The following is a 19,102-nucleotide window of genomic DNA, read 5'->3' as shown; positions in this document are numbered from 1 at the left end:
CCGCCTAGCTCAATGTGTCCGAAATGGACGGACGAAGGGTGCCCGCGCCGTCGCCGACCGACACCACGCCGAGTTCGAGCAGCTCTTCGAACGCGCTGTCCGCGGCCAGCTCCCGCACCTGCACCTGGTAGCGCGGCGTGGTGCGGTAGGTGCCGCCCTGCTCGGTGTTCACCTGGACCAGAAACCCTTGCTCGGCAAGGAATCGCAGTGCCCGCGCGACCATCCCGCGCGTGGTGTCCGAGGCCAGCCTGCCGTCCTTGGTCGCCGCGGCGGCGGGACGGCGCGCGTACGCCCGCCACGCCTGCTCCAGTTCCGGCGCGTCGGACAGCGGGTCGTTGTTCTCCTCGGCCTTGGCCGCGCGCTCGTCCAGGATCCGGCATGCCTCGCGCACCACGCCGTCGACCTGCTCGACGGTGACGCGGCCGATGTAGGTGTCGTTGGCGAGATCGTCGGGACGCGGGTACCCGAGCGCGGCGGCGGCGAGGTGCACCAAGCCGTGCAGCACCTTCTCGGTGTCCCGGCGCTCCCTGATCTTGCTCTGCCGCGCGTAGCTGTCCATCTTGATCTCGAACACGGACTCGTCGGTGGCCGCGAGCACCGCGCCCGCCTGCGTGCTCACGTCGAGCACCATCAGCCCGAGCCCCGCCGCGACCGCGTTCGTAAGCTGCTTGAACGCGCTGTCCTCGCCGTAACGGCGCACGAGATCGGCGTACACGACGTCGCGTCCGGGGAGCTGTTTCGGGCGCATCCCGAACGAGATCAGCCGCGCGGCCGCCTCCACATCACCAGGCCTGCTCACGCCGTCTCTTCCTCCCCTTCGTCGCCGCGGTCGATGCGCGCGGTGGCCAGCAGCAGGTCCGCGCCACCGAACTCGCCGTCGGCGAGCAGCGTGCCGTCGTCGACGGCGAGCAGTGCGCGGTCGTCGCCCTGCCGGACCGCCGCACCCACCTCGGGACTGTAGGAGTGCACCGCGCGCAGTGCCACCAGGCGGGCCAGCTGGGGATCCAGCTCACGCGCTTCGGCGATCAGCCCGGACAGGCGGCGCGGCACGTCGGGCAGATCCAGCAGTTCGTCGGCCTGGCGCCACTGCTCGTCGCTGTAGTAGTCGAGCGTCTCGGGCGGCACCAGCTCAGGCTCGGGGATCTCGCCGACCACCTTGTCCCGTTCCGGCGCGGGCCGCAGCAGCAGTGACACCAGCGACGGCAACGCGGGCACGGCGGGCACCGACAGCCCCGACGAGCCGTGGAAGAACCGCTCCGCCGGGCGCACCGCGTCCGCGATCGGCAGTTCCAGCGTCGGCACCAGAAGCTGGCCGAACAGGTCCACGGTGGCGCGCTGCGGCGGACCGGAGAACTGCTGGCGGTCCTGCTCGGCGCGGAAGATCGCGCCCGCCGCCTGCAGCCGCGACTGGAGCTGCGTGTGCCGCGAGATGCAGTCGCCGACGATGTCGACGAGCTCGGCGGCACGGCGCTTGCGGTCCGAATCCTCGGCGTCGTCCCGCGCGGCCGTGATGTTCTTCAAGATCGCGTTCTCGGCCCGGAACCGGGACTCGATATGCGAAAGCGCCGAGTCCAGCAGTTCGGGCATCTCCGCGTCCCAGTCGACCGCGCGCACGTCGCGGCGGGTCGCGTCGAGCTTCGCGCGGAGCGTCTCCCCGTACTGGACCGTGCGGTAGCGCGCCTGCTCGGCGGCCAGCTTCGCGTCGGCGAGCCTGCCGCGGTTGATCAGGTTCTCCAGCTTCACCTCGGCCGCGATCTGCGCGGACTCCACGTCGGTGTCCAGCGCGCCGACGAGGACGTTGATCGCCTCGTCGCTCGCGCGCAGGTACACCTCGCCGTCCGGCGCGGCCAGTTCGACGAGCAGCTTGAAGTCGAACGCGCGGCGCGCGTAGCGGCCCCGGTCGTCGACGCTGCCGTACACCCGCCGGAACCCGCGGTCCGCGGTGCCCACGTTGATCAGGTTGTCGAGCACCCAACGCGCGACGTGCTCGTGCTCGTCCTTCGTCCGGCCCGGCGCCTGCGCGGCGATGAACGGGCGCAGCCGGTTGACGATCTCGTGGTGATCGGCGCCGGTGTCGAAGTCCATCGCGATGGTGACCTGGTCGATCGTGTGCAGCCCGATCTCGGCCATCTGGTAGATCGTCGCGTCGGCCCAGTCCAGCTTCGCCTTGCGCGCGTCGAGGTCGTGCAGCGGCGCGGTGCACGCGAGCGCCTTCAACCGGCGGGCCAAGCCCTCGTCGGCAAGGCCCGCTCCGATCAGGTCCGCGTCACGCACAGCGGCCAACGTTAGTCGGCGACGCCGCGCGCCCGCTCGGGTGAGGGGGTAATTTCGGCGGCATGCGGGAGATGAGCAGGGCGGAATGGTGGGAGTTCGCGACGACCGGGACCAGGACGGGCATGCTCGGCGTGGTCCGCGCGGACGGAACCGCGCACGTCACGCCGGTGTGGTTCCTGCTCGCCGAGACCCCGGACGGCGACGAGCTGGTGTTCACGACCGAGGAGTCCTCGCTCAAGGGGAAGGCCTTCCGGCGCGACCCCCGGTTCACGCTGTGCGTCGACGACCAGCGCCCGCCGTTTTCGTTCGTGCAGTTCAGGGCCGAGGCGAGGTTGCTCGGCCACGACGAGCACCCCGACGAGTTGCTGGAGTGGGCCACCGCGATCGGCAGCAGGTACATGGGCGAGGACGCCGGGCCCTCCTACGGCAAGCGGAACGCGGTGGCGGGCGAGTACCTCGTCCGGGCGAAGATCACGAAGGTCGTCGCCCGCGCCGACATCGCGGGATGACCTTCGCGTGAACCGTCCCCCGGTTGCCTCGCCGGGTGGTGAATGACAGACCGGGCAACCTCGGCGGCGCTGCCACGTCCTCCGGTCATGACATCGATGATCTTGCGCTCCTCGGCCACGGTGGCCGCGGCCGCCATCGCGGTCGCGGTGACCGCCGTCCCGGCGTCCGCGGCCGACGAGGTGGTGACCCAGGTGAGCGCGGCGGACCGGGCCGCCGCGGTGGCGCACTGGACGCCGGAGCGGATCCGGGCGCTCGGCGCGGACGACCGGCTGGCACCGGCCGAGACCATCGGCAAGAAGTGGGAAGGAAAGCTGCCGTCCAGCGTCGGGCGGCTGTTCTTCACCTTCGAGCCCGGCGGCGACATGTCCTGCACCGCGACCGTGGTGCCCAGCCCCACCAAGGACGTGGCGCTCACCGCGGGGCACTGCCTCAACGGTGGGTTCACCCGCGAGGGCGACCCGGTCAAGACCAGCAACGCCGTGTTCGTTCCCGGTTACGACGACGGGAAGCAGCCGCACGGGATGTTCCCGGTGCGCGCGTTCGCCTGGTCCGGCCGGTACCACGGCCCGTCCAGCTCGGGCAGTGACGACGCGGTGATCGCGCTGGACCCGGTCGACGGCCACCACGTCGAGGACGTCGCCGGAGCGCAGGGCATCTCGTTCGGCCCGTTGCCGTCCACTGTGGACACGACCATGCTCGGGTACCCGGTTTCCCGGCTCGCCCGCGGCGAATCGCTGGTGTCGTGCGCGCTGCCCGCGACGTACGAATCCAATTCGGTGTACTCGTCGTGGAAGACGAACTGCGACATGGCGGGCGGCGCGAGCGGCGGCCCGTGGTTGCGCGACTTCGATCCCGGCACTGGCAAGGGCACCCTGTTCTCCGTCACCAGCAAGGGCACGACCCGGGAGGACGGCACCACCGCGGACCTCAGCGGCGCCGCGTTCACCGACGACGTGCGCGCACTGTACGAGCGCTCCGGCACCCTGTGATCCGTCCACAGTAGACTCAGTCGGGTCGCGGCCAGTCCAGCTCGGCCCACACGGTCTTCCCGTGCTGGTCGACGCGCTGGCCCCACCGGCTGCTCACCGCGGCGACCACCGCGAGCGCGCCACCGCCGCTTTCCGGGGACTGCTGCGCCACCGGATGGGGATCGCCGTCGCGGACCTCGACCAGTACCCGCGGTCCGGCGAGGTCCAGCGCCACCTCGTGCGGCGGTTCCCCGTGGCGTAGCGCGTTCGTCGCCAGTTCGTCGGCCACCAGCACCACGTCGTTGAGGAGCCCGGCGGGCACACCGGGGAAAGCCCCGGACACCACTTCCCTTACCCACCAGCGGATCCGCGCCAACTCCCCCAGATCGGCCGCGAACGACCGGCGGCCGGCCAGCCCGGAGGTCGCGATGTCGCCGTCGCGTCCGGCACCTGCCACCGTGGGTCCCCCGTCCCGGTTCGAACTCGTCTCGTGAATCAGCTACCCCACAACGCGTCCAGCCAATCAAACACCGCGGTGCGCCGGGTTGTTCCCTTTTCACGCGAGGGTCGCCGCGATCGGTGAACCGGTCTCCCGCTTGCCGAGGTAGAAGGTCGCGTCGTGCGGCTTGGCGCCGTTGTCGACGGTTCGCCCGCTTTCGAGCACGCCGTCGGCACCGGGGAACAACGCGGTCAGATCGGGCCGCGCGGCCACCAGGTCGTCCGCGTCCGCCAGGTTCACCCAGCGGCGCACCGCGGGCGGCACGCGCGGCGGCTGCGGCCGGGTCCGCTCGTAGACGACCGTGCGCAGCCCCAGCGGCGAGCCGAGGGTGACCAGCAGCGGGAGCGGGCGGTCGAGCCGGTGCGCGGCCTCGTAGGCGACCACCGAGCCGAGCGAATGCCCGATCAGCACCTCGGTGTCCGGCCCGAGGTGCTCGCCGACACGCCGCTGCACGGTTTCGCGCACGGCGTCGTCGGTCAGGTACCGGGTGACCTGGCGCAGCGCCTTCACCAGGAACCGTTCGGCGAACCCCGCCCCGAACCGGGCGAACGGCCGCAGCCGCGCGAGCGCGTTGAGCACCGGCCTCGCCGCGGCTCGCGCGCCTTGCGTCTCGCCCGGCTGACCGGCGAGCACGGCCAGCGCCGACTCCGCCCGGCGCCGGTCGGACTCCCGCGACGATTCGGTGCCGCGTTCGAGCCATTCGTGCGCCAGCGCTTCGGCGAGTTCGGCTTCGGCTCCGGTCAGCTCGTCGTCGCCGCCCTGCTGCCCGGCGCGCAGGAACACGTCGCCGTAGAAGGCCATGCGGGTTTCCAGGTCACCGAGGGTGTTCGCGCGCCACAACCGGTCGGCCAGCGCGGCGTCACCGGCGAGCCGGACACCACCGGCGAGGCTCGGCAACCACTCCGCTTCGAGCGCGTCCGCCGAACGCTGCTCTTGCGCGATTCCGTGCACCAGGACGATACGGGCCACGACACACAGTATCGTGATCGTCGGCCGGGGAGGGGAGCTTCATGGGAGAGCGCAGGGCGCTGGTCATTGCGTCGCAGTGCGATTCGCTGAACCTGCTGTCGTTCCTGCCGGAGGCGGCGCGGGACGTGGCGGACGCGCTGTTCGATCCCGCGGTCGGGGCCTGTGTTCCCGCGCTCGCCGACGGGCGGGGACTGCTCGTGGACCCGACCATGGTGCAGCTCGACGACGCGGTGACCGAAGCCTTCGAGCGCGCGTCCGAAGACGAGGCGACGCTGTTCATCGCGCTCGTCGGCCACGGCGAATACGACGACGAGGACTTCTACTTCCTCACCAAGGACGCGACCCTGCCCGCCGACAGCCGCCGGTCGTTCCTGTTCGCCCAGCGCGTGCGGGAACTGCTTTCGCGGCACTCGATGCTCGACGGCCTGGTCATCCTGCTCGACACGTGCCACGCCGGGATCGCCGCGCGCCAGGCAGGCGCCCGCTGGCTCCGCATCGTCGGCGAGGCGGGAAGGCGGTTCGAGGTGCTCACCGCCTCGGACGACCGGACCGCCGCGGACGGCTGCTTCAGCCGCTCGATCGCGAAGGAACTGCGCGGCGGGCGCCCCGAACTCGGCGGCCACCTGCGCTGCCCCGATCTGAAGCGGCTCGTCAACGGCGCGTGCCCGACGCAGCGCGCGATCCACCTCGCCTTCGACGGAGTGCACGAGACCGACGAAGGCGACCAGGGCCTCTGGCTGGCGAGAAACCGCTCCCCCGCGTGGCAGGCGACCACGGCGGCAGCGGGCAACGCCACCGCGGAGATCGAACGCCTGACCCGCGGCTACAAACCGAACGCCGCACTGGGCGAGGTCGTCGCCGCGCTGCTGACCGGGAAACCTCTGGTGCAGGTGAGCGGCCGGAGCGGGTCCGGCAAGTCGACACTGATCGCGGCGCTGGCCCGCCCGTCGGTCGCCGAGGGCGAGATCCCGCCGAAACTGGTGCACGCGGCCGTGTTCCTCGACGCGGGCAGCACGGTCGAGTCGGTGTCGACGGAACTGGCGGCACAGCTTTCCCGCACGGTCCCGGGTTTCGCCGAGGCGGCGGCCGCCATGGCCGCGCTCGGCGACGAGGCGCGCACCCACGCGGGAGCGCTCGAACTCGAAGTGCTCGGTCCCTTGGCAGGCAAGAAGATCCGGATCGCCTTCGACGACATCGACGTGGTCGGCGAGGTCAACCGGGCGGGCGTGCGCGCGATGGTGGACGACCTCGTCGCGGCGGGTGCCCAGGTCGTGGTCGCCGCGGACACGATGGTCACCGGCGCGACCGTGATCCGGCTCGGCGCGCCGGGCTCGGTACTCGTCGACGATCTCGGCGTCGAACCGCGCCCCTCCGTTCCGCCCGCGCGGGCCGCGCACGACGAGGACGAAGCCGACCTCGACATCGACTGGATGGCCCAGGAACAGGAGCGGGCCGTCACCGTGTACCGGGACGTGCCGGGTCATCGGGCCGGTGACCAGGTCGTCAGGTCGGTGCTCGCCACCGCGCGCGGGAAGCTGCCGCTCGGCCTGCTGGTGGCGGCGAGCCGACGGCTCGACGGCCCGGCCTCGGTGCCGGAGGTCAGGGACGCGCTGGCCAGGTTGGGTCCTGGCGCGGTCGGCAGGGAGAACCCCGGCACGGCCGCCGAGCACGCCTGGCTCCGCAACCCCTGGCGCGCCCTGAGCGGTGAACACGACCTGCTCGCGAGGGTGATCGAGGAGCTGGCCCCGGTGGGCGGCCCCGGCACGCCCGAACAGGCCTACGCGATGGCGAACGAGGCCGAGCACCTGTGGGCGGCACGGCGGTTCGAAGACGCGATCAGCAGCCTCGAAACCCGAACATCCACGATCCCGGTGGAGAACCGCGAGCGTTGGAAGCGCTGGGCGGCACGGGTGGCGGAGCAACGCGGGCCCACCGATCCGATGACGATCCGGTGCCGGGCGAGGCTGGCGACCTGGACCGGCAAGGCGGGCGAGCTCACCGAGGCGCTCAAAGGCCTCCGCGAGCTGTACCCGCTCGCCGAGCGCGTACTGGGGCCGGACGGCCGCGAAACCCTGAGCATCCGCAACAACATCTGGTACCTCACCATGGAACTCGGCGGGCACGAGGAGGCACGGCGCCGGTTCGAAGCACTCGTCGACGACACGACGCGCGCGCTCGGCGAAGGCGATCCGGAGACCTTCCACGCCCGGCACATGCTCGCCGTCGCGGTCGGCAAGTGCGGCGACCACGGAAAGTCCGTCGAAATCGCCGCGGCCGCGCGGGCGGACGCCGAACGCCTGCTGGGCGAGGACCACGAAATGGTGCGGAAGCTCCGGCACCACCTGGTTTTCGAAGGCGCCGAAATCACTACCCCCCCCCCGTCCATTTTGGACGAAGCTCGGCGGCTCCTCGACGACGAGAGGAGGCGGCTGAATGACGACCACCCCGATGTCCTCGCCGTCGCGCACACCCTCGCGCTGGTCCGCGCCAAGACCGGTGACGTCGCGACGGCACTGGCGGAGTGGCGGGCGCAGCTCGAAGTCTCCCTTCGCGTCCACGGCGAGCGACACTCGCACACCGCGAAGATCAGAGAGCAGCTCGGGTTCTGGGGCGCGCGGGAGTGACTCGTGACGCGGGTCGCGCTGCTGACCTACCGCGGCAATCCCCGCTCCGGCGGGCAAGGCGTGTACGTGCGGCACCTGAGCCGGGAACTGGTCGCACTCGGGCATCGCGTCGAAGTGTTCTCCGGGCCGCCGTACCCCGAGCTGGATCCCGGTGTCGCGCTGACGAAGGTGCCGAGCCTCGACCTGTTCGCCGAGCCGAACCCGTTCCGTACCCCGGAAATCCGCGAACTGCGCCGGGTGGCGGACTGGGTGGAGTTCGCCGGGATGCGCACCGGCGGGTTCCCCGAGCCGCTCGCGTTCTCCCTTCGCGTCGCACCGATCCTGCGACGCCGCCGGGCCGAGTTCGATCTCGTGCACGACAACCAAGGCCTCGGCTACGGGCTGCTCGCCACCGGGCTGCCGACCGTGGCGACGGTGCACCACCCGATCGCCGTCGACCGGGAGCTGAAGCTCGCCCACACGCCGCTGCCCGAACGGCCGAGCGTGCTGAAGTGGCACCGGTTCGTCACCATGCAGCACCGGGTGGCGCGCCGGATTCCGTTGCTGCTCACCGTTTCCGGCGCTTCGCGGGACGAGATCGCGGCGAGGATGGCGGTACCACCGGACCGGATCAGGGTCGTCCCGATCAGCGCCGACACCCGGGTGTTCCGGCCGGGGAGCGCGCCGAGAACGCCGGGCCGGATCGTCACGGTCGCCAGTGCGGACGAGCCGTTGAAGGGGCTGGCGCACCTGCTCGACGCGATGCCCGCCGTCGGGACGGCGAAGCTGATCGTCGTCGGGAAGCCGAAGGAGGCCACGGCGCGGAAGGTGGCGGCGCTCGGCGACGCGGTCGAGTTCCGCAGCGGCCTGTCCGACGCCGAACTCGCGGATCTCGTGTCCTCGGCCGAAATCGCGTGCGTGCCCTCGATGTTCGAAGGGTTCTCGCTGCCCGCGGCGGAGGCGATGGCGTGCGGGACGCCGGTGGTGGCGTCCTCCGGCGGCGCACTGCCCGAGGTCGTCGGCGACGCCGCCGAACTGGTGCCGCCGGCGGATCCCGCGGCGCTGGCGGCCGCGCTGCGGAAGCTGCTCCGCGATCCGGCGCGCCGGGCCGAGCTGAGCGAAGCCGGTATCCGCAGGGCGGCGGAGTTCAGCTGGCGGCGCACCGCCGCCGAGACCGCGCGGCAGTACCATCACCTTCTCGGCGCGGAAGCCGGAACCCCAGTCCCCTCAGGAGAACGCTGACGTGCTGACCGTCGACTTCGGACAGTTCCCGGTCTCGGCAGGCAACCGGCTGCTCGACCTCGGGTGCGGTGACGGCAGGCACGCCTTCGCCGCGTACAAGGCGGGCTCGGACGTGGTCGCGGCCGATCTCGACGACGCGGCGGTCAAGCACGTCAGGGACTTCTTCCTCGCCATCGCCGAAGCGGGCGAAGCCCCGGAAGCCGCCTCCGCGCTGGCGATCCGCGCGGACGGCACCGCGCTCCCCTTCCCCGACGGCTCCTTCGACCGGGTGGTTCTCGCCGAGGTGCTCGAACACATCCCCGACGACAGCGCGGTGCTCGCCGAAGCGGTCCGCGTGCTCGAACCGGGCGGGCTGATGGCGATCACGGTGCCCCGCTGGTGGCCCGAAAAAGTGTGCTGGGCACTGTCGGACGCCTACCACGAGGTCGAAGGCGGGCACGTGCGCATCTACCGCCGTCACGCCCTGCTGGGCCTGGTCCGCGCCGCCGGGCTGCTCCCGGTCGCGACGCACCACGCGCACGCGCTGCATTCGCCGTACTGGTGGTTGCACTGCGCGTTCGGCGAGGACCATCCGGTGGCGCGGAAGTACCACGAGTTCCTGTGCTGGGACATCCTGCGCGGGCCGCGCCCGGTGCGGCTCGCGGAACGGGCGCTGGATCCCGTGCTGGGCAAGAGCTTCGTCGTCTACGCCCGCAAACCGGCGGCGGACGCGTGAGCACGGCCGGGTTCATCGCCGCCGTGCAACGGGCGGACGGGGCGATCCCGTGGGAGCCGGGCAGGCACGCCGACCCGTGGAACCACGGCGAAGCCGCGATGGGCCTTGCCGCCGCCGGGCACCACGAAGAGGCCCGTGCCGCCTACGACTGGCTGGCGCGCACGCAGAACGCCGACGGCTCCTGGTACGCCGGGTATCGCGACGGAATGGTCACCGATACCGCGCGAGACCTGAACTTCACGGCCTACCTCGCGGTCGGCGTCCGCCACTTCGGACTGTCCACAGGAGACACCCGAGCGGCCGGTCGCTGGTGGCGCGCGGTCGAAGGCGCGCTCGACTTCGTCACCGGTCACCAGCGCGACGGCGGCGAGTTCCCGTGGCGGCTCGGCGACGACGGCAAGGCGCTGCTCGCGGGCAACTGCAGCATCGCGCACGCGCTCGCGAACGGCCTCGCCCTCGCCGACGAGCTGGGGCACGCGAAACCGGGCTGGCGGCGTGCACGCGAGCGCGTGCTCGACGCGATCACCGGCAGGCCGGAGGCGTTCGAGCCGAAACCGCACGCGATGGACTGGTACTACCCCGTGCTGTGCGGTGCGCGCGCTCGGCTGGCCCCGCGGTGGGACGAGTTCGTGGTGCCAGGGCTCGGCGTGCGCTGCGAGCACACACAGCCGTGGGTGACCGGGGGCGAAACCGCCGAACTGGCACTGGTTCTCGCCACGCGGGGTGACCGTAACCGCGCCCGCGAACTGCTCCGCACGCTCGACCGCCTCCGCCACGACGACGGCTCGTACTGGACCGGCTACCAGTTCGAGAACGACGATCTGTGGCCGCTCGAACGCACGACCTGGACGGCGGGCGCGGTGCTGCTCGCGTGGGCCGCGGTGGACGGCGATCCCGCCACAACGGCCGTGTTCGGGGAACTCAGCCGGGGTGCGGGGTGAGCACCAGCGGACCGTCTTCGGTGATCGCGACCGTGTGCTCGGAATGCGCGGTGCGCGACCCGTCGGCCGAGCGGATCGTCCAGCCGTCGGGATCGAACACGATCCGGTCGGTGGTGCGCGCGAACCACGGTTCGAGCGCGAGCGTCAGCCCCGGTTTCAAGGTGAGGCCGCGGCCTGCGCGGCCCGTGTTCGACACGTGCGGGTCCTCGTGCATCGTCCTGCCGATGCCGTGCCCGCCGAACTCGGTGTTGACCGGATACCCGCGATCCCGTGCGACGGCGCCGATCGCGGCGGAAACGTCACCGAGGCGGTTACCCGGTACCGCTGCCGCGATCGCGGCGTCGAGCGCCTCCTCGGTCGCGCGGACGAGCCGCACGTCCTCCTCCGCCGCCGCGGTGCCGACGATGACCGTCCGCGCGGAATCCGCCGCCCAGCCGTCGACGACGACCGCGAGGTCCATGGTCAGCACGTCACCGTCGCGCAGGGTGTAGTCGAACGGGAGCCCGTGCAGGACCGCGTCGTTGACGGACAGGCAGACGACGTTGCGGAACGGGCCCTTCCCGAACGACGGCGCGTAGTCCCAGTAGCAGGATTCCGCCCCGCGCTCGCGGATCATCTTCCTGGCGTGCTGCTCCAGATCGAGCAGGTTCACCCCGGGCTCGGCGCGCTCGGCCAGCTCGTGCAGCACCTGCGCGACGAACTCGCCGGTGACCCGCATCCGGTCGATTTCCGCCCACGACTTCAGCTCGATCATGCGATCCCTCCGTATCGGTATGATAATACCGTACACGGTGGCGTCGTCCGCTCAGCCGGGCGGCAGGACGAGCAGCGCCAGCAGCCGATCGGCTTCGGCGTCCGGGGAAGCGGTGAACCCGGAGTGCACCGGCCCCGCCCTGACCACCGTGCTGCGCGGCGCGGTCAGCCAGCGGAACCGCCGCCCGATCTCCTCCGCCGCGGCGGGACCCGCGTCCGGGTCGCCCGCGCAGATGGCGGCCACCAGCTTCACCGAGGTCTCGATCGCGTCGAGATCGGCACCGGGGTCCAGCGCGCGCACGCGAGCGCGATCGAAGTGCACCCGTGCCACGAGCGAGCGGAGCGGGCGGCAGTAGAGCAGCAGCCCGGCGTTGACCAGCTCGCCGCGCTCCGGCCTCGGCATCACCTGCAGGAGCGCGTATTCGTAGCGCTGCGGCTCCCGCGTCACGACCTGCCCCCTTCGGCGAGCCACGACGGCAGCGCGCGCTTCGCCGGCGTCCGCTCGTCGCGGGGCACGGCCGTGCGCACCGACTCCCGCAGTGGCGGTATCCATTGTGGTCTGGCGTCGAGCCTCGCCGCGAGCCGGGCCACGTAGGCGGCGCGCAGTTCGTCCGCGGAAGCGAACCCCGGTTCGTCTTCGAGCCACTCGTCCGGCACCGCCGCGAGCGCGTCCCGAAGCACGCCTTCGCTTACCACTGACGAAAGCTCGGCGTCTGCGGAGTCCATTTCGGACGGTTCCACCACGGCGGGGAGCAACACGTGGTCCTCCGCAGCGTAGGGACGCGCGACACCCGCGTCCACTGAGGACCAGTTGTGGTGGAATGTCAGCGCGGCGCCGTGGTCGATGAGGTACGCGTTTCCGTGCCACCACAACATGTTCGGGTTGCGCCAGGACCGGTCGACGTTCTGGGTGAACGCGTCGAACCAGAGCACGCGCGCCGCGAAACCGCGGTCGACCGGAAAGGCGCGCGGGTCGTAGTCGAGCGAGCCGGGCAGGTAGTCGACGCCGAGGTTCACCCCGCCGCTGGCCCGCAGCAGCTCCTGGATCTCGGGATCCGGTTCGGCGGCCGCGAGCGCCACGTCGAGCCCGGCGGCGACCAGCCTCGGCACCGCGAACCCCATCACCCTCGCCAGTTCGGCGCAGACGACCTCCGCCACGAGCACCTTGCGCCCCTGCCCGGCACCGTGGAACTTGACCACGTAGGTGCCGAGGTCGTCGGCCTCCATGAGACCGGGCAAGGAACCGCCTTCGCGGAAGGCGGTGACGTAGCGCGTCACCTGGACGCGGGGCACGGGTTCGATGCTCACACCGTCAAGATACAGACCTGTATTTGAATACTCGATCGGGTTTTCACCAGCCGAACAGCTTCTCCATGATCCGGGCGCAGCGCGCCACCATCTCCTCGGCGGTTTCCTCCGGCTGCTCGATCCACCAGGTGATCAGGGAGTCGACGACCCCGGTCCAGACGAACGCGATCGCCTCGATGTCCTTGCGCGCGGTCAACCCCCGCGAGTGCATCAGCTCGGTCGCGCCGATCTCGGCGAACGCGTCCAGCCGCGAGCGGTAATCCTCCGCCGCCGCACCGATCTCGCCCACCTTCGGGAGCGTCTCGTCGCGAAGGAGCTTCCAGGCGTACCGGTCCCGATCGAAGGCCGTGAAGATCGCGCCGAGCACCGCGAGCGGCATCCGCTCCGGCGCACCACCGGAGGCCATCGCCTCCGCGACGGCCTCGGTCAGCTTGTCGCCAGACCGGTGCAGACAGGCGAGGTACAGCCCGTCCTTCGAGCCGAAGTACTGGTACAGCAAGGGTTTCGTGACCCCGACCTGCCTGGCGATCTCGACCATGGACGCGCCCGCGTACCCGGCGCGCCCGAACTCCCTGGTACCGGCGCCGATGATCTGCGCCTCGCGTTCTTCGCGCGGGACACCTTTCGTCCCGGCGACCCTTGCTTCCGTCACCCGGCTTATCTTACCCTCAGGTAAATGACCCTGCGGTAAGTTACCTGGAAGTCAGCTTTCTTGAGGCAGATATAGGTAGGTGCGTGTGATGTCCGGTTTCCTCGAACACCTCCGCGATCCGGTATTGCTGGCCACGCCGGTGTTCCTGCTGTTCATCGCGATCGAGGTGGTCGCGGTACACGTGCTCGGCCATGACGACGACGTGGTGGGCTACAGCGCGAAGGACACCAGGACGAGCATCGCGATGGGCGCGGGCGCGCTCGTGGTGAACGCCCTGTTCCGCCTGCTGATGCTGGTGGTGTTCGCCGCGCTCTACCAGATCGCGCCGGTGCGGTGGGACCCGCGCGACTGGTGGACGTGGGTGATCATGCTGCTCGGGCAGGAGGTGGTGTTCTACGCCTACCACCGGGCGAGCCACCGCGTCCGGCTGCTGTGGGCGGGGCACCAGGTGCACCATTCGAGCGAGCACTACAACTTCTCCACCGCGCTGCGGCAGAAGTGGACCCCGTACTTCCAGCTGCCGTTCTGGTCGGTGCTGGCGCTCGCGGGCATTCCGCCGTGGATGATCCTGACCGGCCTCTCGATCGACCTCGTGTACCAGTTCTTCGTGCACACCGAGAAGATCGGGAAGCTGCCGCGGTGGTTCGAGTTCGTGTTCAACACCCCGTCGCACCACCGCGTGCACCACGGCAGCGACGCGGAGTACCTCGACGCGAACTACGGCGGGATCCTGATCATCTGGGACCGGATGTTCTCGAGTTTCGTCCCGGAGGCGCACCGCCCGACCTACGGGCTCACCAAGAACATCGGCACCTACAACCTGGTGAAGGTCGGCTTCCACGAATACGGCTCGATCCTGCGGGATCTGCGTTCCGCCACGTGCTGGCGCGACCGGATCGGCTACGTGCTCGGCCCGCCGGGATGGCAGCCGAAGGCAGCGCCCGCCGAGGAACTGACCGGTGCCGGGACTGCCTGACGCACGCGCGATGATCGTGCCATGCACGCGCTAGTACGCCACGGCGACGATCCGGCCTGGGTTCGCAAGGAGGTCGCGGACCCGGTGGCCGGACCGTCCGATGTGGTCATAGCGGTCGCCGCCGCCGGGCTCAACCGCGCGGACCTGCTGATGCGCAGCGGGGATTACGTCCCCACCGGCGCGGACTGGGCCGTGCCGCTCGACCGCGTCGGCTTCGAGATGGCCGGTCGCGTGGTCGCGGTCGGGCCGGATGTCACCGGTGTCCGCGAGGGCGACCGGGTGATGGCCCAGACCGGCGGCGCCTGCGCCGAACTCGTCGCCGTCGACCACCGCCTGCTGCTCGGCGTTCCCGACGGTTTGGACTGGACCGGCGCGGCGGGCCTGCCCAGCGCACTGCTCACCGAGTTCGACGCGCTGGCCACCGCGGAACTCCGCGACGGCGAGCGCGTGGTGATCACCGGGGCGTCGAGCGGAGTCGGGCTCGTCGGTGTGCAACTGGCCCGCGCGCTCGGCGCCGGCTCGGTCGTCGCCACCACTCGCTCTGCGGCGAAGGCACCGCTGTTGCGCGAGCTCGGCGCCGATGCGGTTACACCGTCCCTTGTGGACGATGTCGCGGCAGGGACCGTCGACGTAGCACTCGACCACCTCGGCGGCACCACGCTGGCGGACCTCGTCGCACTGGCCGCCCCCGGCGCCCGTATCGTCCAAATAGGACGGCTGGCGGGCAGGAACAGCACCATCGACCTCGAAGTGCTCGCCGCGCACCGCGTCCGGCTGATCGGCACCACGTTCCGCGGCAGGTCCGCGGCCGAACTGCACGACCTGGTGGCGCGGGTGCGGGCACTCCTCCCCGACCTGGTCGAACGGCACCGGGTGCGCGCGGTGGTGGACTCGGTGTTCGACCTCGCCGACGCCGAGCGGGCCGCCGCCCGCCTCGATGCGCCCGATCTCACGGGCAAGGTCGTCCTCCGCGTCAACTGAGCGCGAACTCCGCGCTCGTCAGACCCATCAGGACCAGGTCGTGGTACCCGCCCTGGTAGAACTCGTGGTCGCGCAGCCTGCCTTCCACCAGGAAGCCGAGCTTTTCATGGAGCGCCAGCGACGCGGTGTTCCCCGCGTGGACGCCGATCTCGCACTTGTGGTACCTGCGCTCGTCGAAGAAGTAGCGGAGCAGGATCGTGATCGCTTCGCTCGCATAGCCGAGGCGCTGGTGTTCGGCGCCGATCCCGATTCCGTACGAGAACCGGCCCGCGTGCGGGTCGGTATCCATTGTGGACAATGAGCCGACCGGGAGACCACCGGCGAGCGATTCGATCGCGAGCTGCACCTCGTCCGGGCGCGCCCCGCTTTCCGCGACCGAGCGCTCCGCAGCCCATGCGCGGTACCCCGCCGCCGACCGCGGCGGATGGATGCGGTCGACATCGCGCATGTGCGCGGAGTGCTCGTCGAACCGTTGGAACGCCTGCCAGTCCTCCGGCTCGATTCCCCGCAACCGCACCAGTTTTCCGCACCACACCGAAGTCATGCGCGAAGCCAAGCACCGCGGCGACGATGCGGGCAACCGGTTTAGGCGCTCTCGCGCAGGCGCGTCCGCAGATCGCGCAGGGGCGGGCGTTCGCGATGGCTCAGATCGGTCAGGAGCAGTTCGCGCTCGACGCCGTGCTCCCCCGCGCCGTGCGCGCGGCGGAACTGCGCCAGCACGTTCGCCCGGCGCCGCACCGGAACGAGCCCGCCGTGGCGTTCGAGGCGCTCGAACACGGTTTGCACGATCTGCCCCGACATCCGCCCGAGCGCCTGCGTGCTCTGGTGCCGGTGCTTCCGGTGGCCGAGATCGACCTGGGCGAGCACCTCGATGCCGTGCGCCTCGGCGAGATCGATCAGGTGCCCGATCTCGACGCCGTAGCCCGCGACGAACGGGATCGACTCCAGCAGCTCGCGCCTGCCCGCGTACTCACCCGCGAGCGGCTGGACCATCCCGGCCAGCTCCGGCCAGTACAGGTTCAGCAGCGGCCTGGCGACGAGTTCCGTCACCCGTCCCCCGCCGTCGGCGTCGGTGTTCTCGGCGCCAGCGAGCGGCCGGTGGTAAAAGCCTTTCACATAGCCGATTTCGTCGTCGGCGAGCAGCGGACCGAGCAGCCCGGTCACGTACGCGGTGGTGAAGTCGCGCAGATCGGCGTCGACGAACACGACGAAGTCACCCGTCGTCGCGGCAAGCCTCTTCCACAGCGCGTCCCCCTTGCCGTCGAGCCGTGCCAGCGCGGGCAGCACGGCGTCCTGCGCGACGACGCTGGCGCCCGCACCGGCCGCGACGGCCGCCGTCCGGTCCGTGGAACGGGAATCGACCACCACGAGTTCGTCGACGACGGGCAACTCCTCCATCAAGTCGCGACGGATGGCACCGACGATCGCGCCGACCGTTTCCTCCTCGTCGCGGGCGGGGAGCACCACGCTGATCCGCCGCCCCCGCTTCGCCGCCACCAAAGACGCCGCGGGCCAGTCTGCGGCGCGGCTGCTGCGCCGCACGAGCCAGGCGTCGACTTCGGGGGCCATCTTCAACTCGTCGGCTACGCGCACGAGATCACCTTCCCTCGACGGGCGATCGGACCCTGCCGAGCGTGGGCGCCGCGCGTTTCGAGGACCGGTGCGAAGGTGAAACCACCGCGTTACGAGTTCGGCCGTACCGGGGGAAAACCGGAAACCACCGCTACACGCACCTACGCTTGTTTCGCGCGGCCGAACAACCGAGAAAGCCGTTTCGTCGCCGGTGTCAGTTCTTCGATCCGGAGCGCGTAGAGCACTCCGAACGCGACGCCCAACCCGGTCGCGCTCTGCACGATCACCTTGACCACGGCCATGATCCGCCCGTCGGTTCCGGGAAGGAGCAGCCCGGCGAGCACCGCCACCAGCACCCCCAGCGTGCTCGCCGCGACCGACCACAGGATGATCCCGAGCGCCCGCTTGCTGCGCAGGTGTCCCAGGCTCACCCAGAGCCAGACCTGGCCGACGATCGCCCCGATGACGAAGACCAGCGAATTGATCAGCATCACCCCGAGCACCACCTGACGGCTGTCGAGCAGGACCGGGCACAGGTACAGCAGCGGCACCTTCACCACGGTCATCACGACCATGATCAGGGTCGGCGTCCGCGCGTCCTTCATCGCGTAGAACACCCGGAGCTGGAGCATCACCAGCGCGTAGGGCAGCAGGCCGAACGCGGACACGGCGAGCGCCTGCCCGAGCCGGGTGGCGTCCTCGACGGAGTTCGCGCCGCCGTGGAACACCGCGATGCCCACCGGTACGCCGATCACGGTCAGCACCGCGGCGATCGGGACCAGCAGCACCGTCGCGATCCGCGAACCGTAGGACAGGTCCGCGACCACCTTGCGGGTGTCTCCGTCGGCGGCGTTGCGGCTCAGCCTCGGCATGATCGCGGTCAGCAGTGACACGCCGATCACGCCGTACGGCAACTGGAACAGCAGCCAGGCGTTGGAGTAGACCGTGACCCCGCCCGGATCGCCGGTGGTGAGCACGCGCGTGGTGACGGTGACCGCGATCTGGCTCGCCACGACGTAGCCGAGGACCCACAGCGCCAGGCCGCCGAACTCCTTCATCCTGGCGTCGAGGCCCCAGCGCCACCGGAACCGGAATCCCGAGCGCAGCACCGCGGGCACCAGCATCCCGGCCTGCACCGCGATGCCCGCGGTCACCCCGATCCCCAGCACCAGCAGCTTCGGCTCCCCCATGCGCACCGGGTCGAGGCTGATCTGCCCCGGCATCACCATGAACACCGCGAGCGTCGCGATGACCACCGCGTTGTTCGCCACCGGTGCCCAGGCCACCTGCCCGAACAGGTTCTTCGCGTTGAGGATCGCCGACAGCAGCGCGAATCCGCCGTAGAAGAAGATCTCCGGCAGGAGCAGTCGCGCGAACGCGGTGGTCAGCTCGGAATTGGCGCGGCTGCCCTCGGGGATGTACAGCGAGGTGAACGCGGGCGCCGCGAGCACCGCGACGACCGTGCCCGCCAGCAGGATCACCAGCCCGACCGTCAGCATCCGCTGCGTGTAGGCCTCGCCGCTGTCGGGATCGTCCTGCGCGCGCACCAGCAGCGGCACCACGACGCTGGTCAGCACGCCGCCGAAGAGCAGTTCGAAGAGGATGTTCGGCATCGTGTTGGCGATGGTGAACGAGTCGTTCACCGCCCCGGTGCCGATCGCCCACACCAGCATGGCCTTCCAGAAGAACCCGGTGACCCGGCTGGCCAGCGACGCGATCGCCATGGTGGCACTGGACTTCGCCAACGACGGCGCGGCCGGTGCCGCGGTCGTTTCGGGTGCCGGGGCTGGCGCCTGCACCCTCGGCAGCATCCGGGTGGCGAGGCTTTCGTACGGCCGCAACGCGTCCGGATCGGCCACCGGCCAGCGCGGGCTGGTCGGCAACCCGCCGACACGGGGCAGGAACACCGTCGCGTCCGGGTCGTCGGGCCGCAGCGGCGGCGCACCGAACGGCATCGCGTCCAGATCGGACTCACGAGGCCATTGCGGGGCCGGGGAAAAGGGCAGCGTGGGGTGCTCAGCCAGTTCCGGCTTTCGGTCCGACAAGCGTGTCCCATCCTCGGCGCCGACTCGGACCCATCGTAGTCAGCACGCACTACCCCCTAGTGCGGGGCAGCACCGCCGCAAGCCGACCGCGGTC

19 protein-coding genes are annotated in these 19,102 nt (G+C 70.9%); 8 read left to right on the top strand and 11 right to left on the bottom strand.

The annotated features are described in order from the left end of the window. Positions 1–4 precede the first annotated feature (4 nt). Positions 5–748, bottom strand: a complete 744-nt coding sequence (locus tag HUW46_RS39375) for a hypothetical protein (protein ID WP_254126694.1) — start codon at positions 746–748, stop codon at positions 5–7. Between the two features lie 47 nt (positions 749–795). Beyond that, a complete protein-coding gene (locus HUW46_RS39370) occupies positions 796–2,274 on the bottom strand; it encodes a hypothetical protein (RefSeq protein ID WP_215543766.1) in 1,479 nt (492 codons plus the stop codon). A 62-nt stretch (positions 2,275–2,336) separates the two neighbouring features. On the opposite strand from HUW46_RS39370, the gene HUW46_RS39365 reads away from it, so the two are divergent. Together HUW46_RS39365 and HUW46_RS39360 are read left to right on the top strand one after the other, a co-directional pair. Next, positions 2,337–2,783: a PPOX class F420-dependent oxidoreductase gene (locus HUW46_RS39365; protein ID WP_215543765.1), complete on the top strand. Its 447-nt coding sequence runs from the start codon at positions 2,337–2,339 to the stop codon at positions 2,781–2,783. 87 nt (positions 2,784–2,870) lie between these two features. Then, positions 2,871–3,773 carry a trypsin-like serine peptidase gene (locus tag HUW46_RS39360; RefSeq protein WP_254125386.1) on the top strand — a complete coding sequence of 301 codons (903 nt, stop codon included), beginning with the start codon at positions 2,871–2,873 and terminating at the stop codon, positions 3,771–3,773. 16 nt (positions 3,774–3,789) lie between these two features. On the opposite strand, the gene HUW46_RS39355 is transcribed toward HUW46_RS39360, so the two are convergent. Continuing rightward, positions 3,790–4,209: an ATP-binding protein gene (locus HUW46_RS39355; protein WP_215543764.1), complete on the bottom strand. Its 420-nt coding sequence runs from the start codon at positions 4,207–4,209 to the stop codon at positions 3,790–3,792. Positions 4,210–4,308: 99 nt separating this feature from the next. Further along, positions 4,309–5,220: a hypothetical protein gene (locus HUW46_RS39350; protein ID WP_215543763.1), complete on the bottom strand. Its 912-nt coding sequence runs from the start codon at positions 5,218–5,220 to the stop codon at positions 4,309–4,311. Positions 5,221–5,261: 41 nt separating this feature from the next. Here HUW46_RS39350 and HUW46_RS39345 point away from each other — a divergent pair, with 41 nt between their 5' ends. Genes HUW46_RS39345 through HUW46_RS39330 form a run of 4 tightly spaced genes read left to right on the top strand, consistent with a single transcriptional unit; the run spans position 5,262 to position 10,721 of the window. After that, positions 5,262–7,844 (top strand): tetratricopeptide repeat protein, encoded by a 2,583-nt coding sequence (locus HUW46_RS39345; RefSeq protein WP_215543762.1) that lies wholly within the window; start codon positions 5,262–5,264, stop codon positions 7,842–7,844. Positions 7,845–7,847: 3 nt separating this feature from the next. After that, a complete protein-coding gene (locus tag HUW46_RS39340; protein WP_215543761.1) occupies positions 7,848–9,065 on the top strand; it encodes a glycosyltransferase family 4 protein in 1,218 nt (405 codons plus the stop codon). 1 nt (position 9,066) lies between these two features. Then, positions 9,067–9,780, top strand: a complete 714-nt coding sequence (locus tag HUW46_RS39335; RefSeq protein WP_215543760.1) for a class I SAM-dependent methyltransferase — start codon at positions 9,067–9,069, stop codon at positions 9,778–9,780. Further along, a complete protein-coding gene (locus HUW46_RS39330; RefSeq protein ID WP_215543759.1) occupies positions 9,777–10,721 on the top strand; it encodes a prenyltransferase in 945 nt (314 codons plus the stop codon). Before HUW46_RS39335 ends, HUW46_RS39330 begins: the two co-directional genes overlap by 4 nt. Here HUW46_RS39330 and map read toward each other — a convergent pair. The 4 genes from map to HUW46_RS39310 are packed head-to-tail and all read right to left on the bottom strand — an operon-like array spanning position 10,702 to position 13,434. Further along, complete coding sequence (gene map / locus HUW46_RS39325) at positions 10,702–11,475, bottom strand: type I methionyl aminopeptidase (protein WP_215543758.1); 774 nt, start codon at positions 11,473–11,475, stop codon at positions 10,702–10,704. The two genes, HUW46_RS39330 and map, sit on opposite strands and share 20 nt — an antisense overlap. Positions 11,476–11,526: 51 nt before the next feature. Then, positions 11,527–11,922, bottom strand: a complete 396-nt coding sequence (locus HUW46_RS39320; protein ID WP_254125385.1) for a DUF3037 domain-containing protein — start codon at positions 11,920–11,922, stop codon at positions 11,527–11,529. After that, positions 11,919–12,782 carry a HipA family kinase gene (locus HUW46_RS39315; protein ID WP_215543756.1) on the bottom strand — a complete coding sequence of 288 codons (864 nt, stop codon included), beginning with the start codon at positions 12,780–12,782 and terminating at the stop codon, positions 11,919–11,921. The genes HUW46_RS39320 and HUW46_RS39315 overlap by 4 nt, the downstream gene beginning before the upstream one ends. Positions 12,783–12,825: 43 nt before the next feature. After that, positions 12,826–13,434: a TetR/AcrR family transcriptional regulator gene (locus HUW46_RS39310; protein ID WP_215543755.1), complete on the bottom strand. Its 609-nt coding sequence runs from the start codon at positions 13,432–13,434 to the stop codon at positions 12,826–12,828. A gap of 88 nt (positions 13,435–13,522) precedes the next feature. Between HUW46_RS39310 and HUW46_RS39305 the strand changes: the two genes are divergently transcribed. Beyond that, positions 13,523–14,410, top strand: coding sequence for a sterol desaturase family protein (locus HUW46_RS39305; RefSeq protein WP_215543754.1), 888 nt, complete (start codon positions 13,523–13,525; stop codon positions 14,408–14,410). A gap of 21 nt (positions 14,411–14,431) precedes the next feature. Further along, the gene (locus HUW46_RS39300; protein ID WP_215543753.1) at positions 14,432–15,391 is read left to right on the top strand and encodes a zinc-binding dehydrogenase; all 960 of its coding nucleotides are present in this window, start codon (positions 14,432–14,434) and stop codon (positions 15,389–15,391) included. Here the strand turns inward: HUW46_RS39300 and HUW46_RS39295 are convergent. The 3 genes from HUW46_RS39295 to murJ form a co-directional block, all read right to left on the bottom strand. Then, positions 15,384–15,935 (bottom strand): GNAT family N-acetyltransferase, encoded by a 552-nt coding sequence (locus HUW46_RS39295; RefSeq protein WP_215543752.1) that lies wholly within the window; start codon positions 15,933–15,935, stop codon positions 15,384–15,386. The genes HUW46_RS39300 and HUW46_RS39295 overlap by 8 nt on opposite strands. A gap of 41 nt (positions 15,936–15,976) precedes the next feature. Further along, positions 15,977–16,960, bottom strand: a complete 984-nt coding sequence (locus HUW46_RS39290; RefSeq protein WP_215550393.1) for a glucosyl-3-phosphoglycerate synthase — start codon at positions 16,958–16,960, stop codon at positions 15,977–15,979. A gap of 164 nt (positions 16,961–17,124) precedes the next feature. Next, the gene (gene murJ / locus HUW46_RS39285) at positions 17,125–18,918 is read right to left on the bottom strand and encodes a murein biosynthesis integral membrane protein MurJ (RefSeq protein ID WP_215550392.1); all 1,794 of its coding nucleotides are present in this window, start codon (positions 18,916–18,918) and stop codon (positions 17,125–17,127) included. Between the last annotated feature and the right edge of the window lie 184 nt (positions 18,919–19,102).

The sequence above is a fragment of the Amycolatopsis sp. CA-230715 genome (genome assembly GCF_018736145.1).
In the GTDB taxonomy this organism is placed as follows: domain Bacteria; phylum Actinomycetota; class Actinomycetes; order Mycobacteriales; family Pseudonocardiaceae; genus Amycolatopsis.
Note: the sequence above shows the minus strand (reverse complement) of the source record. Positions and strands in the feature narration are given on the sequence as shown.

What these genes read in the sequence shown, in the direction of transcription:
- HUW46_RS39345 (WP_215543762.1), top strand. Translation starts at nt 5,262, where the DNA reads ATGGGAGAGCGCAGGGCGCTGGTCATTGCGTCGCAGTGCGATTCGCTG.
- HUW46_RS39365 (WP_215543765.1), top strand. Translation starts at nt 2,337, where the DNA reads ATGCGGGAGATGAGCAGGGCGGAATGGTGGGAGTTCGCGACGACCGGG.
- map (WP_215543758.1), bottom strand. Translation starts at nt 11,475, where the DNA reads ATGATCGAGCTGAAGTCGTGGGCGGAAATCGACCGGATGCGGGTCACC.
- murJ (WP_215550392.1), bottom strand. Translation starts at nt 18,918, where the DNA reads ATGCCGTTCGGTGCGCCGCCGCTGCGGCCCGACGACCCGGACGCGACG.
- HUW46_RS39290 (WP_215550393.1), bottom strand. Translation starts at nt 16,960, where the DNA reads ATGGCCCCCGAAGTCGACGCCTGGCTCGTGCGGCGCAGCAGCCGCGCC.
- HUW46_RS39295 (WP_215543752.1), bottom strand. Translation starts at nt 15,935, where the DNA reads ATGACTTCGGTGTGGTGCGGAAAACTGGTGCGGTTGCGGGGAATCGAG.
- HUW46_RS39375 (WP_254126694.1), bottom strand. Translation starts at nt 748, where the DNA reads ATGCGCCCGAAACAGCTCCCCGGACGCGACGTCGTGTACGCCGATCTC.
- HUW46_RS39300 (WP_215543753.1), top strand. Translation starts at nt 14,432, where the DNA reads ATGCACGCGCTAGTACGCCACGGCGACGATCCGGCCTGGGTTCGCAAG.
- HUW46_RS39305 (WP_215543754.1), top strand. Translation starts at nt 13,523, where the DNA reads ATGTCCGGTTTCCTCGAACACCTCCGCGATCCGGTATTGCTGGCCACG.
- HUW46_RS39360 (WP_254125386.1), top strand. Translation starts at nt 2,871, where the DNA reads ATGACATCGATGATCTTGCGCTCCTCGGCCACGGTGGCCGCGGCCGCC.